The 14,828-nt window shown below is 40.0% G+C and carries 15 protein-coding genes; 8 read left to right on the forward strand and 7 right to left on the reverse strand.

Annotated elements, in window-relative coordinates:
- The first annotated feature begins 62 nt into the window (after nt 1-62).
- The 8 genes from LS74_RS00630 to LS74_RS00665 are packed head-to-tail and all read left to right on the forward strand — an operon-like array spanning nt 63 to nt 7,950.
- A complete protein-coding gene (locus LS74_RS00630) occupies nt 63-746 on the forward strand; it encodes a CvpA family protein (RefSeq protein WP_034585279.1) in 684 nt (227 codons plus the stop codon).
- Nucleotides 747-2,342 carry a lysine--tRNA ligase gene (lysS, locus tag LS74_RS00635; protein ID WP_034585277.1) on the forward strand — a complete coding sequence of 532 codons (1,596 nt, stop codon included), beginning with the start codon at nt 747-749 and terminating at the stop codon, nt 2,340-2,342.
- Nucleotides 2,342-3,592 (forward strand): serine hydroxymethyltransferase, encoded by a 1,251-nt coding sequence (locus tag LS74_RS00640; protein ID WP_034585274.1) that lies wholly within the window; start codon nt 2,342-2,344, stop codon nt 3,590-3,592. Before lysS ends, LS74_RS00640 begins: the two co-directional genes overlap by 1 nt.
- 10 nt (nt 3,593-3,602) lie before the next feature.
- Nucleotides 3,603-4,148 (forward strand): DUF1882 domain-containing protein, encoded by a 546-nt coding sequence (locus LS74_RS00645; RefSeq protein ID WP_034589604.1) that lies wholly within the window; start codon nt 3,603-3,605, stop codon nt 4,146-4,148.
- Between the two features lie 29 nt (nt 4,149-4,177).
- Entirely contained in the window at nt 4,178-5,143 is a 966-nt protein-coding gene (locus LS74_RS00650) for an SPOR domain-containing protein (protein ID WP_034589605.1), read from the forward strand.
- 22 nt (nt 5,144-5,165) lie between these two features.
- Nucleotides 5,166-6,122: a Gfo/Idh/MocA family oxidoreductase gene (locus LS74_RS00655; RefSeq protein ID WP_138128655.1), complete on the forward strand. Its 957-nt coding sequence runs from the start codon at nt 5,166-5,168 to the stop codon at nt 6,120-6,122.
- Nucleotides 6,123-6,692: an acyltransferase gene (locus LS74_RS00660; RefSeq protein WP_034589402.1), complete on the forward strand. Its 570-nt coding sequence runs from the start codon at nt 6,123-6,125 to the stop codon at nt 6,690-6,692.
- A gap of 1 nt (nt 6,693) precedes the next feature.
- On the forward strand, nt 6,694-7,950 hold the full coding sequence (locus tag LS74_RS00665; RefSeq protein ID WP_034589400.1) for a nucleotide sugar dehydrogenase: 1,257 nt from the start codon (nt 6,694-6,696) through the stop codon (nt 7,948-7,950).
- On the opposite strand, the gene LS74_RS00670 is transcribed toward LS74_RS00665, so the two are convergent.
- The 7 genes from LS74_RS00670 to LS74_RS00695 form a co-directional block, all read right to left on the reverse strand.
- Entirely contained in the window at nt 7,925-9,175 is a 1,251-nt protein-coding gene (locus LS74_RS00670; RefSeq protein ID WP_236096747.1) for a ComEC/Rec2 family competence protein, read from the reverse strand. The genes LS74_RS00665 and LS74_RS00670 overlap by 26 nt on opposite strands.
- A gap of 81 nt (nt 9,176-9,256) precedes the next feature.
- A complete protein-coding gene (locus tag LS74_RS00675; protein WP_034588913.1) occupies nt 9,257-10,738 on the reverse strand; it encodes a replicative DNA helicase in 1,482 nt (493 codons plus the stop codon).
- 279 nt (nt 10,739-11,017) lie between these two features.
- Entirely contained in the window at nt 11,018-12,244 is a 1,227-nt protein-coding gene (locus LS74_RS00680; RefSeq protein ID WP_034588914.1) for a sensor histidine kinase, read from the reverse strand.
- Nucleotides 12,245-12,249: 5 nt separating this feature from the next.
- Nucleotides 12,250-12,951: a response regulator transcription factor gene (locus LS74_RS00685; protein ID WP_104742914.1), complete on the reverse strand. Its 702-nt coding sequence runs from the start codon at nt 12,949-12,951 to the stop codon at nt 12,250-12,252.
- Nucleotides 12,952-13,154: 203 nt separating this feature from the next.
- Nucleotides 13,155-13,313: a hypothetical protein gene (locus LS74_RS10850; protein ID WP_167480455.1), complete on the reverse strand. Its 159-nt coding sequence runs from the start codon at nt 13,311-13,313 to the stop codon at nt 13,155-13,157.
- A gap of 101 nt (nt 13,314-13,414) precedes the next feature.
- Complete coding sequence (locus LS74_RS00690; RefSeq protein ID WP_034585650.1) at nt 13,415-13,828, reverse strand: DUF1104 domain-containing protein; 414 nt, start codon at nt 13,826-13,828, stop codon at nt 13,415-13,417.
- A 63-nt stretch (nt 13,829-13,891) separates the two neighbouring features.
- Complete coding sequence (locus tag LS74_RS00695) at nt 13,892-14,674, reverse strand: TSUP family transporter (RefSeq protein ID WP_084584208.1); 783 nt, start codon at nt 14,672-14,674, stop codon at nt 13,892-13,894.
- Nucleotides 14,675-14,828 lie beyond the last annotated feature (154 nt).

Here is a 14,828-nt window from a genome sequence, read left to right on the forward strand (position 1 = left end):
CATAGATTTATGGGCATAGGCAACCACCGCTTTTATTTTACACAGGGCAAGGATTTGACATTATGGATAAATTCAGTTACATAGATATAGGCATTATTGTTTTGCTTATTTTGCTTTCACTCAAGGGCATTTGGCAGGGAATTATACGAGGATTAGCGAGTTTCTTAGGTATTTTGCTTGGGATATTTTTTGCTTCAAGATTCTATGATGGGCTTGGCGAGTGGTTTGCGATAAATATTTACAATCTCGGCTCTCCAGAGCTAAACGCCCTTGTAGGCTTTGTGATTATTATCACGCTCATTTGGGCGGGATTTTTACTCCTTGGGGAGATTTTATTCCGTATGGTGCGATTTACGCCGCTTGTGAGCGTTGATGCAGCTTTGGGCTTGGCTTTTGGATTCTGCAAGGCGTTTTTGCTTTTGTCTATCATCGTTTTTGGAATCTCACAAATCGCGTGGCTTAAGAACTTTTCACAAAATGTTGAGCAAAATAGCTCTATTTTTCCTATGATGAAAAATCTCTCTATCAAAATTATGAATCTTGAGCAGATTCAGGAAGTAAAAGAGAATCTCAACCTTGACAAGAAGCTTAATAATGCTGAAGATGAAATTAAGGATTTGAGCGAGAATCTTGAAAAAGCTAGGCAAAAGGCTATTGAAGAAGCGGAGAATCTTTTACAAAATCAAACTAGAGAAACTCAAAGCCAAGATTCTAATGACAAATCTACACAGCTAGAAAGGCAATAAATGTTTTCTAATTTTTACATACAACAACGCATTAAAAAAATGCAACTTATGCGTGAAGAGGGTTTAAACCCTTATGCCAATGACGCAAAACGCAGTATAAGTAATGATGACTTTTTACAAAAATATGCTTTTCTAAAATCCCAAGAGCAGGGGGCGGAGAGTGGGGATTCTAACTCCGCAGTATCCAAGCCTACGGAATCCCAGCCCATAGAATCTATTGTAGGGCGAGTGCGATTTATCCGTCTTATGGGTAAGGCGTGTTTTGTGAAAATTCAAGATGAAAGCGGGGTGCTTCAAGCTTATATCTCAAAGAACGATGTGGGCGAAGATTTTGCGTATATCAAAAAGATTTTAGAGGTGGGGGATATTATCAACATATCAGGCTTTGCGTTTGTAACTAAAACCGGGGAGCTAAGTATCCACACGCTAAGCTTTAAGATTCTAAGCAAAAGTATCGTGCCACTGCCAGAGAAATTCCACGGGCTAAGCGATATAGAGCTGCGTTACCGCCAACGCTATGTGGATTTGATTGTAAATGAGAATGTCAAAGAAACCTTTAAATTACGCAGTAAAATCATTTCGTGTGTGCGGCAGTTTTTTGAAAAAAAGGGATTTTTAGAAGTAGAAACGCCTATGCTTCACCCAATCCCCGGTGGTGCAAATGCGCGTCCTTTTATCACGCATCATAATGCCCTTGATGTGGAGCGATATTTACGCATTGCCCCAGAGTTATATCTTAAAAGGCTTATTGTAGGCGGATTTGAAGCCATTTTTGAGCTGAATCGTAATTTTCGCAACGAGGGAATGGACCACTCGCATAATCCCGAATTTAGTATGATTGAATTTTACTGGGCGTATAAGACTTATGAAGATCTCATCACACTCACCCAAGAGCTTTTTACATATCTTTTAGAAGAGCTTAAACTCCCTAAGATTCTAAAGCACAACGACACAGAGATTGACTTTAGCAAGTGGCAGATTCTAAGCTACAAAGAAGCTTTAGAATCCATAGGTGGATTAGATAAACATATCATTGAAAACAAGGAATTATTACTTCAAACACTCCAAGAGAGACATCTCAAAGTTGATAGTTCTTTCAGCTATGGAAAGCTTTTGGGAGAGGCATTTGATGAGTTTGTAGAATCTAAGCTTATCAATCCCACTTTTATCACGCAATACCCCATTGACATTAGCCCCCTTGCAAGACGCAATGATGAGAATAGAGAGATTGCCGATAGGTTTGAGCTTTTTATCGGTGGCAAGGAAATAGCTAATGGATTTAGTGAGCTAAATGACCCCCTTGACCAGCTTGAGCGTTTTAAAGAACAAGTCAAGGCAAAGGACGCAGGAGATGAAGAGGCTCAATATATGGACGAAGATTATGTATGGGCTTTAGCACACGGAATGCCCCCAACTGCGGGTGAAGGCATAGGGATTGATAGGCTAGTTATGCTTTTAAGCGATGCAAAAAGCATTAAAGATGTGATTTTATTCCCTGCTTTAAAGCCAAGTAAAACAAATTTTGATATAATGCCAAGCGATGATACTGCTCAAGCCAATCAAGGAAGCCCAAATCACGCAAATAAGGAGAAATGATGAACTACGCAATAAAAGAGCAAGATCCTGAAATTTATGAACTCATAGAAAAAGAATTTGAGAGACAAAATGATCACTTGGAGATGATAGCAAGTGAAAATTTCACATTTCCTAGCGTTATGGAAGCTATGGGTAGTGTTTTGACAAACAAATATGCTGAAGGCTATCCTTTTAAGCGTTATTATGGTGGTTGCGAGTTTGTAGATAAGATTGAAGAAATTGCTATCAATAGGGCAAAACAACTTTTTGGAGCAAGTTTTGCCAATGTCCAGCCTCATTCAGGCTCACAGGCTAATGCAGCTGTGTATGCCGCACTACTAAAGCCTTATGATAAGATTCTAGGAATGGATCTAAGCCACGGCGGACATCTCACACACGGAGCAAAAGTCAGCAGCTCCGGGCAACTCTATCAAAGCTTTTTTTATGGTGTGGAGCTTAATGGCTACATTGATTATGATAAGCTCGCACTTCAAGCCCAAGTCGTTAAACCAAATATCCTTGTATGTGGATTTTCAGCTTATACGCGTGAGCTTGATTTTAAGCGATTGCGTGAAATTGCGGATTCTGTTGGGGCTTTGCTTATGGGTGATGTAGCCCATATAGCTGGGCTTGTAGTGGCTGGAGAGTATCCAAATCCTTTTCCACATTGCCATATCGTTACAACAACAACACATAAAACATTACGGGGACCACGCGGTGGGGCTATTCTTACAAATGATGAAGAGCTAATGGCAAAGATTAACAAAGCTGTGTTTCCGGGGATTCAGGGCGGACCGCTTATGCACGTTATAGCTGGTAAGGCAGTAGGGTTTAAAGAGAATCTTAAGCCCGAATGGAAAGTGTATGCTAAGCAAGTTAAGGCTAATATCCAAGCTCTAGCAAAGGTGTTATTACAACGCAACTATAATCTTGTAAGTGGAGGGAGCGAAAATCACCTTGTGCTTATGAGCTTCCTTAATAATGACTTTAGCGGTAAAGATGCGGATTTAGCCCTTGGTAATGCAGGAATCACTGTAAATAAAAATACCGTTCCGGGAGAAACACGATCCCCTTTTGTTACAAGCGGTATAAGAATCGGCTCTCCAGCTCTCACGGCAAGGGGTATGAAAGAGAAAGAATTTGAGCAAATTGCCAAGTGGATTGCTGATATTCTTGATGATATTTCAAATGTTGATTTACAGCAGAAAATCAAAAAAGAGATTAAAGATTTTTCAAAAGATTTTAAAATCTATGAACGACCAATTTTTTAGGGGGTAAATTGTGACAGAAATGGATCTGAAACTGATAAAAATGGATACTTCCCATTATTATCAGCGTGTCAGCGGACTAGGTAAAAAGGTAAGTCATATGGGAAGAATTCTCTATGATAAATATGAGCGAGTGGATTCTATGCTGACTTCTATGCTGATTAACAAGCATTTTCGCAAAGAGATTACAATTGCTCATTCACTTTTGCTTGGCAAAGGCACGAAGGTTGAAAATATCGTCTTTGACTACAATGGGCGGAATCCCGAGAGATTCTATCATCGTGCGCAGCTGCTTTTGCGTGAAGAGGGCTTTTTGAACTTTACTGCTTTTTCTACAAAGACCCCGGGACATTTACATCTTTATGTGCATAAAGGACATACGGAGATTAACGAGGGTAAGCGACTTATTAAAACGCTTTCAATGAAGTTAGCCCAGCATTGCCCAAAGGAATGGAGAGTATTTCCAAATGATGAAATGCCTCCACATTTTAATATTTTGTGCCTACCCTATGATGTCTATGCAAAAGAGCGTGGGGCATCTTGGGCAAGACATATGTAAGCAAAAAAACCCTAAACTAAGGAGAAAAAATGGAAACAAAACGAGAATTAAATGATATTTTAATCAATGATGATGATTTGCAACAACAAAATCGCACCAAAAAGCTTATGATGATGGTGGGAGTAGCTATCATCATTTTATGTATTCTAATTGCGGTGATTTTTGTTATCACCCGTGGTGAAGAGGATCTTAGTGAAAAAACCATAGCAGACAACAACGGCTTAACCTCAATGGGATCTACCCCTATCCAAGAGCCACAAAATGGTGGTTTTGTAAATGTGCCTATTGACAATAATACAGGTAGCGATGATAGGTTTCAACAGATTCTTGATGATATTCGCAACCGCAATGGCGATTCAAATAACCAAGTGGCACAAGACACAACACAGCAGCCCACTGCTCCTAGCACTCCACCGCTCACAACACCTACACAAAACCAACCCAAACCTACGCAACAAACCACCCAGCCTAAGCCTACACAGCAAACAAATCAAAATCAACCTGTATTGCCAAACAACACAACATCAACCAAAAAACCAGAGCCGTCTAAACCAGCTCAAACAGCAAGTAACGCGAATTCTATAAATACAACTAAAAAGCCAGAGCCAGCCAAATCCGCTCCAGCACCTACTCAAACTCAAACACCAAAGCCACAGCCTACCCAAACAGCTACGCCTACAAATAGCGTTGCCAATGCTTTTGAAGGTGTCGCCACCTCCCCTGCTACCACTTCGCCTATGGATCGCTCAAAAAATGGGCAAGTCGCTACAAAAGGCTTTTATGTGCAAGTAGGCTCTTTTGCCAACAAACCAAGTGAAGAATTTTTAAAGAAAATAGGCAATTACAGCTACCGCGTATATGCAGGGACATCAAGCAATGGACAACAAACGACAAAATATCTCATCGGTCCGTATAACTCACGCACAGAAGCGGCTAGAGATTTGCCAAATTTCAAAAGCCTTGTAGCTGATCCGGTGCATTTTGAAGTTAAATAACACAAATAATACTAAATAATTTATGAGCCAAACGCCTAGCAAAACCTTTGGATTAGTCGGTGTGGGCGGCTTTGTCGCTCCTAGACATCTTCAAGCCATTAAGCAAAATAATGGCACACTTCTTTGTGCGATTGACAAACACGATTCTGTGGGAATCTTAGATAGCTATTTCCCACAGGCTGATTTTTTTACAGAATCCGAACGCTTTGAACGCCACCTTGACAAACTCAAACGCAATAGCACACCGCTTGATTATCTTAGTATCTGTTCTCCAAATCATCTGCACGATACGCATATCCGCCTTGCCCTGCGGAATGGTGCTTCAGCGATTTGCGAAAAGCCCCTCGTGCTTAATCCTTGGAATCTAGACGCACTCTTATCAGCCCAAAATGAAACAAATAAACACATTTACAGCATTTTGCAACTCCGTTTGCACCCAAGCATTCTAGCCCTTAAAACACGCATAGAGCAATCAAACAAAGATTCTGTGTTTGATATTGATTTAAGCTATATTACCGCTAGGGGCAAGTGGTATTTTCACTCGTGGAAAGGGGAAGAGAGTAAGAGTGGTGGTGTTGCGACTAATGTTGGGGTGCATTTTTTTGATATGCTGATTTGGATTTTTGGCGATGTAGAGCAAAGCATCGTGCATTATCGCTCTCATTCAAGTGTAAGTGGAATCCTAATATTAAAAAAGGCAAGGGTTAGGTGGTTTCTCTCCATTGATGAAAATCTTTTGCCCCAGCATATAAGAGAGCAAAATAAAAGAGTGTATCGCTCCTTATCTTTACAAGGTGAAGAATTTGCCTTTAGCGATGGGTTTAATGATTTACACACACTAAGCTATACGAAGATTCTCAATAATGAAGGCTTTAGCTGTGAAGATTCAAGAAAGGCTATTGAGCTTACTTATCATATTAGAAATGCCACGCCCATTGGATTACAGGGCGATTATCATCCCTTAAACAAAAGGCTTTAAATGGCGGTTTTTATCCACGAAAGTAGCATTATTGATGAAAATGTGTTCATCGGTGAGGGCAGTAAGATTTGGCATTTTTGCCATATTCTAAGTGGGAGCATTATAGGTAAAAACTGCTCTTTAGGGCAAAATTGTATGGTAGGCAAAAATGTCATCATTGGCGACAATCTCAAAGCACAAAATAATATCAGCATATATGAGGGGGTAAAAATCTGTGATGATGTGTTCTTGGGACCCAGTGTAGTTTTTACAAATGTCATTAATCCCAGAGCTTTTATCTCACGCAAAGATGGCTTCCGCCCTACCCTTATCAAAAACGGGGCTTCCATCGGGGCTAATGCGACAATCATCTGCGGTGTGGAAATTGGCGAGTATGCACTCATTGGTGCAGGAAGTGTGGTAACAAAAAATGTGCCGGACTTTGCCTTGTGCGTGGGGAATCCTGCAAGGCAAATCGCTTGGGTAGATAAGGCAGGAAATAGGCTTACATTTAATAAAGACAATCTAGCCTATGATAGTTATGATAACACCGCTTATCGCCTTGATGACAATAGAATCTTAAAGGTATGAAATGCCTTTCCCCACGCTTCAAAATGCACATATCGCTATCATCGGCTTAGGCTATGTTGGTTTGCCCTTGTCTGTGGCTTTTAGCAAAATCTACCCCACCATTGGCTTTGATATAAATCCACAGCGTATTGATGAGCTAAAATCTAGCTTTGATAGCACACAGCAAGTAAGCAAACAAGAGCTACAAAACTCCCCAAATCTTAGCTTCACGCATAATCTCTCGCACATCGCACACGCAAATATTTACATCATCTGTGTGCCTACACCTATTACAGAAAATAAAACGCCAGATCTCTCCGCCCTGATTCACGCAAGTAAGCTTGTAGGCAAGGTTTTACAAAAAGGTAATATTGTCATTTATGAATCTACCACCTACCCCACCTGCACGGAAAATGAATGCAAAAACGCCTTAGAAAAAAGCTCAAATCTCACTTTCAACACTGACTTTTACCTTGGCTACTCGCCTGAACGCATTAACCCAAGCGATAGCTCCCACACACTCACGCAGATTCAAAAAATCACTTCCGGTAGCACAAAACAAGTAGCACACTTTATTGATAGCCTATATAGCTCAATCATCACAGCCGGGACTTTTTGCGTCTCATCAATCAAAACCGCCGAAATGACAAAAATCATAGAAAACGCTCAACGCGATTTAAACATCGCCTTTATCAATGAAATGTATATGATTTGCGATGCCCTGCAGATTGACGCCCTAGAAGTGCTTGAAGCGGCAAAGACAAAGTGGAATTTTCTGCCTTTCACACCCGGGCTTGTTGGGGGGCATTGCATAAGCGTAGATCCCTATTATCTCACGCATAAGCTTCATAGTATCGGCTATCACCCGCAAGTGATTAGCTCTGGGCGGCTCATTAATGACAATATGCCACATTTTATCGCACAGAAAATCATCAAACTACTTATTCAAAATGGCATTGAGATTCTAAACGCAAAAGTTTTAATCCTTGGCATCACTTTCAAGCAAAACTGCCCTGATATACGAAATTCCAAAGTCCCCATTGTGAAAAAGGAGCTAGAATCTTTTGGGCTAAAAGTAGATGTGTATGACCCTGTGGCAAATAAGCAAGAAGTGCTAAGGCAGTATCAAATCTCACTTTTAGATGAGCTGCCCTTAGCCTATTTTGACTGCATTTTTCTAGCCGTAGCTCATAATAAGCTCCTTTGCCTTAATCACAAAAAGCTAGGCAAAGCAAAATCTATCTATTACACGCTCACAGCCCATAAGCTAGATTCATAAACCGCATACATAAAAAGCTAAAAAAGCCTAGCCCCACGCAGTGCAAGGCAATATAGGCTATTCTAAAACGCATAGCCAAAACACATAAAAGCAAAAATAGACATAAAAGCCAAATCGGTGTAAAAAACTCAATAGAATCTAGCCTTAAACCCATAGCCCATTGCAAAACCCCATCATACAGCCAACCAAAGCCCAAAATATGAGCCACAAGCATACAAGGGAAAAACACCACAAAAAGCAAACTTAAAGGAATACTAAGCATATTTAAAGGTGTGAAATAAGGAAAAAACCAATGCACCAAAACAAGCATATCTAAAAAAATCAGCGTATTAAACCATAAAGGCAGTAGCACAAACTTCCCCATAACACCCCGCCATTTTTGAATCTTGCTAAACTTCGCAAAGAGATAGATAAAAAACACTCCGCTAACAGATAGCCCAAAACCCACAGAAAAAATTAATCTCGGGAATAAAGCCAAACACAAAGCTACCACTACAAAAAGTAGCCTAAAGCTTAGCAAATTTATCCCGCTAAAAATAGCTACAAATCCGCACACACTCATCACATACGCTCTTAAAAAAGAAGGTGTAAAATCAAGCACAAGCAAATATAAAAATAGCACCGCACACAGCAAGATTCCAATATCAAAATATTTGTTGCGATAGCTTATAAATCTATGGAATCTCCCATACACAAAGCCCAAAAGCCCTCCAAGCACAAGGCTTAAGATTCCCAAGTGAAAGCCACTAATGGCAATGAGATGAGCTATGCCTAATTTATTACTTAAATCTCGCCAAGTATGGGGCAAAAAGTCCGCTAAAAAGAGCGTTTTATACAGCGAAGCAATAAGCGGCTCATTATGTTGAGATTCTATATACGCCCTAAGACTCTGCCTATAATCCAAATCCGCTAAAAGCGAAATGCGATAAGAGATAAAAAAACAGCTTTTTAGATACTCCACAAAGCCACATTCTAGCCTTTTGCCATAGATTCTCACAAATCTATGCGCTAAGTCTTTTATATCTTCTTTGCTTGTTGTGTAGAAAATCTCGCCCCTATCGCTCTTTAGCTTTAAAACTTGATAGCTTGAATTATTTTTGTGCTTTGTGTATTGAGCGATGACTTGAGCGTAAATCTCTTGGGTATCTTGCGGGGCGATATAGGCACGATATGCGTTATATTCTAAAAGCATATTACCCATAAAAAGAGCTAGACACAACCCCACAAATGCCAAAATCTCCCTTTTTGTGTGTAAAATCTCCACTGCTAAGGGAGAATGTGTAGAGTGAGTTTTGCTATTCACTTGTTAAAAGACATTGGGCATATCAAAGTTAGAATCTGTTGGGCTTTGGGGTGGTGTGCTTCGCTCCATATTCTGCAAAAAATCCGCACCATCAATACGCGTTTGCGTCATCTCGTGGCTGTATTCTTCAGGCTTATCCTCAAAACGCGTAAATTTTTTATTAAACTGAATCTCCACATTGCCTATCTCACCATTGCGGTTTTTAGCGATAATAATCTCTGCTGGTTCAATCTCACGCTCAGTATGCTCGGGCTTAAAGTCCTTTTCCTTACCCTCTTTTTTAAGCCTTGCATATCGCTCCTTATCCGCTCGTCTTGCATACACATCATCGCGATAAAGAAACAAAATCACATCAGCATCTTGCTCTATAGCTCCAGAATCTCGCAAATCTGACAAAATAGGACGCTTATCATCGCGAGATTCCACAAGGCGATTAAGTTGAGATAGGGCGATGATTGGCATTGAAAGCTCCCTTGCTAACATCTTAAGTCCGCGTGAGATTTCAGAGACTTCCACTTGTTTGCCTATCTCCCCCTTACCACCATTCATCAGCTGTAAATAATCAATAATCGCCACACTTATTTGCGGATTCTGCTTTTTGAGCCTACGCAGTCGCCCTTTGAGTTGAGCGATACTAAGCGAAGAGGCATCTACAATCTGCAAAGGCTGATTTGCTAGTTTATCCACCACACCACTTAGCTCACTTATCTCATTCTCAGTAAGATTTGCTATGCGGAGATTCTGCAAGGGGATTGATGCCTTTGCACTTAGCATTCTCATACCTAACTGCAAATAAGGCATTTCAAGGCTAAAAATCACTACACCCTTATTGTTATCTAAAAAATGTTGAGCGAGATTTAACACAAAAGTCGTCTTCCCCATAGACGGACGCGCACCTATGATGATTAAATCCCCTTCATTAAAACCTGTTGTAAAGCGATTTAGCTTTTTAAAGCCTGTGTCAAGTCCGGTTAGCTCAAGATTCCCACGATTTTTAAGCTCTATGATATGATCCATTACATCTCTCGCCACCTGCCCTGCGTCATACACATCATCATTTGATTTTCCCAAGCTCATATCGCTAAGTTTCCTACTCACTTCATCAACAATCTCTTCCACACTTTGATTATTATCAAGTGATTTTTCACGCAAAAGATTAGCCAAAGAGTGCATTTCACGCTTGATACTTGCCTCTTTAATCTCATCAATATAGGCTTCAATATTCGCAATAGGATTAATAGCTTGAATCTCAAGCAGCTCTTCTTGCGTGATTTTCTTATTTGCAGGTTTCTTAGCTAGGATAAACTCACTATCAATAGGCAGATTCTCTTTATTCAAAATCTCACACATTGCAAAAATATCCCTATGCACCGGATATAAAAAGTCCTTAGCACTCAACTCTGCAGCAATCTCTTCAAACTTTTCAGGCGAGAAAAAAATAGATGAAAGCACGATTTTTTCAATCATAATAATTGTTTCTTGCATACACAATCCTTGATATTATTTATAGAATCTTTAGATAAACCAAGCTCAAGTAGGGGGCGTGTAAGATTCACAGATACACCTTGAGAATGTATCTGCTTTTAATTATCTTAGTGGCACTTGACTACTATAATGCATAGTAGTATAATGGCGACTAAGATTTTTGTGCAAATCTTACACATCGCAACCTCCTTTATAAAGAAGTAGGTTGCTACTCAGGGGGAAGCCGCCCCTTGAGGCAACCCCTAAAAGCATTATATCCACTTTTAAATAAAAAGTTTTTTACCCCTTATTTTCTTGTTTCCATATTAAAGTAAAGCGACTTCCCCTGCCCTGCTGACTTTGCACTTCTATATCTATGTCATACTCATCGCAAATTCTTTTTACCAATGTTAGCCCTATGCCAAAGCCCCCTTGATAGTCATTGCACCGCACATATCGTTCAAAGATTCTACCCTTTTGAGAATCCGCCATACCACAGCCACTATCGCTAATGCTTAAACGCCCCTGCCCTAAAACAATCTCAATCTCCCCACCCTTTTTATTGTATTTAATCGCATTGCTTAAGAGATTGTCAAGCACACAGCTCATCTTTTCCGCACTCGCAAAAATATAGCTAGATTCTGCCCTAACTCCCACGCACAAAGCCTTTTGCTCAAAAAATGGCGAGAAATACTCCAGCCGCTCCTGCAATAGAGTATGTAAAGCAAGATTTTCACACTTATGGCTTATGCTATGGGGGAAGTTATACGCCACTAAGATTCTATAAATATGACTTAGACTTTTAGAGGCAAGTTTAATCCGCTCTATTTTTTGGGCTTGTGTGGGGGTAAGATTATCAAGTGAAAGCGTCTCAATACTCATTAGAATAATGCTTAAAGGTGTGTTTATCTCGTGGGTAGAATCTTTAATAAAAGCATTCAAGGAATTAATCCTTTGCTGCATAGGCTTTAAAGAGAGCTTAACCAAAAAATACGCCACCACGCCCACCACAAAAAGTGAGAGCAAAAAATACCCTATCATCTTTAGTCGCAAAACAAACATTTGAGATTCTAAAGAAGCATCTTGTATGAAAATCTTATATCTCGCATTATCGCGGTATTTTGATACAAGATTCTTCTTACTCTTATGAGCTTTTGGAATCTTTTCGTGCATTGAAGGCTCAATAATCACATATTCCCCACGCATAGCAAAGCCCTCTTCTATCTCACTTTGACTAAGCTTTACTTTCAATGTATCATACAAAACCGCACCTTTTTTATTGTAGATTCTAAGCGGTGTGCTAATCTCACTTTGAATCTGCGTAAGCCCAGCTTGCAAGTCATCTTTATTATTATGTAAAATCTCATATACTTCAAGGCTTATCTCACGCAACTCACTGACTTGATTTGCTATCAAATGTCGCGCTTCTTTGGCATAAGAAAACCAAAAAAACACGCATAAAAAAATGCCTGTTGTCCCCAGATACAGACTTAGAATCTTAATGATACTCTTTGCATTCTCACTCAAAACACCTACTCCACATTGTTGTTTTCATTATAGCAATATCCACCATAGCAATACCCTCTGCCGCGTTGATTGACAATGCTATCTTTACCTAGAATCTTACGCAGATTTTTCACATACGCACGCAAACTCATTTCACTTGGCTCTTGCTCGTATTCCCACAGAGTATCAAAAATCATCTCTTGGGAGACATAGCTCCCCTTGTGTTGTAAAAGCAGTGAAAGCAAAAGGCTCTCTTTTTGTGTCAAAGGCACAATGGCGTTATGCTCATCATAGAGCAGTTGCGTTAAGATTCCAAACTTCATACCATTATGTAGCTTCACATATTCCGTATGCGTATGGGAAAAAGAGCGTTTCAGCAATGTGCGGATACGATATTGTAGCTCCAAAAGCTCAAAGGGCTTTTTGAGATAGTCATCACACCCCGCCTTATAGCCACTTTGTAAATCATCAATCCTATCAAGCGAAGTGATAAAAATGCTCGGTGTGTTTTTCCCACACTCCCTAAGCTCTTTTAGTATATCAAATCCATTACCCAAAGGCACTTTCACATCAAAAATCCACAAATCAAAATGCTGCTCATAAGCACAATTTAACGCATCTTTAGCATTATCACAAAGCTTCACATCATAGCCCTGCTCGTTTAAAAACTCAAGCAGAATCTCACTTAGCACAAAGTCATCTTCTAGTAATAAAATCTTTGCCGACATCTTTTACTTCCCTTTTGTTCCTTTTTGCACTTTTGCTTTTTTACGCTCATTATAAGCTAAGTATAGCAGTATTGTGGTAAAACACGACTTTGCCACTTTAATGATTATAGAATCCACTGAGATTCTAAGCCTTTGTCATATTGAGCCATAGGCGAAATATCTTTGTTAGATTTTATATTTTCACTATTTTTGCAAAAAAGGGTTTATCCCCCTTCCGTCCCCCTTAGCCCCAAAAAAGCGGAGACTTTTTTGGGGCTAAGGGGGAGACCTCGCTTATCCCTCTCTAGCTTCAAATCGGCGGTGGCACTACTGCCACCTTGAATCCGATTTTTCGCACCACGAGAGGGGCGAGATTCTGCCATTGTGGCATTTGCTCGAGATTCTGCGTTTTTAGAATCTGCGTAGCTATACTTTAAGCGTAGTTAGCTTTGCCACCTTTCATTATCATTGCAAGGCAAGTTTTTTATTTCTTTTTTGGCTCACAATGCTTTGTATCCTTGCATTCACCCTTACACGCTTTCAAGTGCTTGTGCGGTGGCAATCCACTCTCTTTTAGCTCTTTTTCACTCATCTTTTCCACACGCTTTTTCATTGCCTCGTGCGTAGCCCTCTTATACTCGCGGTATTGCTTCACGCTCATATTTTCAGTAGCCTTTTCATATTGTGCTTTGAGCTTCTCTCTAAAGTCTTTTGCCTCTTTTTCACTTTTAGCTTTCATTCGCTTTGCTATCTCAAGCTCATAGTCAGCAAATTCTTCAACCTTCACTACGCCAGAAAGTGAGATAAGCTCCTTATCACTTTTCTTACTAAAATCCGCCGCATTCACACACAGCAAACCGCCAAAAGCCACAGCCAACACACATATTTTAAGTTTCATAAAAACTCCTTTATATAAATTTGTCCCTTACAGACACGAGAAGTTTATACTTTTAAAATGAAATCAAAGTGAAGTGAAAAATTCTTTATACAGCAGATTCACACACGCGGCTAAAGACACGCACACCACAAGGGGTTTTATAATCTTCACTCCATAGCCAATAGCCACTCGTGAGCCTAGACTCGCCCCTGCAAACTGCCCCAATGCCATACATAAACCCACAATCCACAAAATATGCCCCCCAAAGGCAAAGATAAGCATTGAAGCAAGATTTGTAGCAAAATTAAAAAGCTTTGCGTGTGCCAAGGCTTGAAGCAGTGAAAAGCCCCCAAGCGTAATGAGAGAAAGCATTAAAAACGAGCCAGTCCCCGGACCAAAAAAGCCATCATAAAAGCCAATTATGCCTAGCACAAAGCCAAGCCCCACACTGCCTAGCACTGCCTTGCTAGAATCTTGCGTGATTTTTGGTGAAAATAGAAAATAAAAAGCAAAAATAATGAGTAAAAACGGGATACATTTACGCAAAAAATCACTCTCAAAAAGCCCCACACATACACTCCCAAGCATAGAGCTAAGAAAAACCACACACACAAAGCCAACACTTCCTTTTAAATCAATATGCCCCCTTTTGTAAAAATGCAAGCTCGCCCCAAAGCTCCCAAAACAGCTTTGAAACTTATTTGTCCCTAGGGCTTGAAGCGGTGGGATTCCAGCAAAAAGCAGGGCAGGGATAGTTATCATTCCGCCCCCTCCAGCTATAGAATCTACAAATCCCGCCACAAATGCCGCTAAAATAAGAAAACAAACCATACCTGCACTTATATCCATACCAAAATCAAATGCCATAGAAAAATCCTAAGAAAAAATGTGAGAAAAGCAGTATTATAAGCCTAAAGTGCTAAATGTGATATGAAACTTTAAAATAAAAGGAAGTAAAACAAAAGATATGAGAAAAAGCAAAAGGTGCCAAATGGCACCTTTCTTAAAGGAAACAAAACAA

The sequence above is a fragment of the Helicobacter magdeburgensis genome (genome assembly GCF_000765825.2).
GTDB classification, from domain to species: Bacteria; Campylobacterota; Campylobacteria; order Campylobacterales; family Helicobacteraceae; genus Helicobacter_C; species Helicobacter_C magdeburgensis.

Excerpts from the sequence above, each read along its gene's own strand:
- LS74_RS00630 (WP_034585279.1), top strand. The coding sequence starts at position 63 with ATGGATAAATTCAGTTACATAGATATAGGCATTATTGTTTTGCTTATT.
- lysS (WP_034585277.1), top strand. The coding sequence starts at position 747 with ATGTTTTCTAATTTTTACATACAACAACGCATTAAAAAAATGCAACTT.
- LS74_RS00640 (WP_034585274.1), top strand. The coding sequence starts at position 2,342 with ATGAACTACGCAATAAAAGAGCAAGATCCTGAAATTTATGAACTCATA.
- LS74_RS00650 (WP_034589605.1), top strand. The coding sequence starts at position 4,178 with ATGGAAACAAAACGAGAATTAAATGATATTTTAATCAATGATGATGAT.
- LS74_RS00655 (WP_138128655.1), top strand. The coding sequence starts at position 5,166 with ATGAGCCAAACGCCTAGCAAAACCTTTGGATTAGTCGGTGTGGGCGGC.
- LS74_RS00660 (WP_034589402.1), top strand. The coding sequence starts at position 6,123 with ATGGCGGTTTTTATCCACGAAAGTAGCATTATTGATGAAAATGTGTTC.
- LS74_RS00665 (WP_034589400.1), top strand. The coding sequence starts at position 6,694 with ATGCCTTTCCCCACGCTTCAAAATGCACATATCGCTATCATCGGCTTA.
- LS74_RS00675 (WP_034588913.1), bottom strand. The coding sequence starts at position 10,738 with ATGCAAGAAACAATTATTATGATTGAAAAAATCGTGCTTTCATCTATT.
- LS74_RS00685 (WP_104742914.1), bottom strand. The coding sequence starts at position 12,951 with ATGTCGGCAAAGATTTTATTACTAGAAGATGACTTTGTGCTAAGTGAG.
- LS74_RS10850 (WP_167480455.1), bottom strand. The coding sequence starts at position 13,313 with ATGGCAGAATCTCGCCCCTCTCGTGGTGCGAAAAATCGGATTCAAGGT.
- LS74_RS00690 (WP_034585650.1), bottom strand. The coding sequence starts at position 13,828 with ATGAAACTTAAAATATGTGTGTTGGCTGTGGCTTTTGGCGGTTTGCTG.
- LS74_RS00695 (WP_084584208.1), bottom strand. The coding sequence starts at position 14,674 with ATGGCATTTGATTTTGGTATGGATATAAGTGCAGGTATGGTTTGTTTT.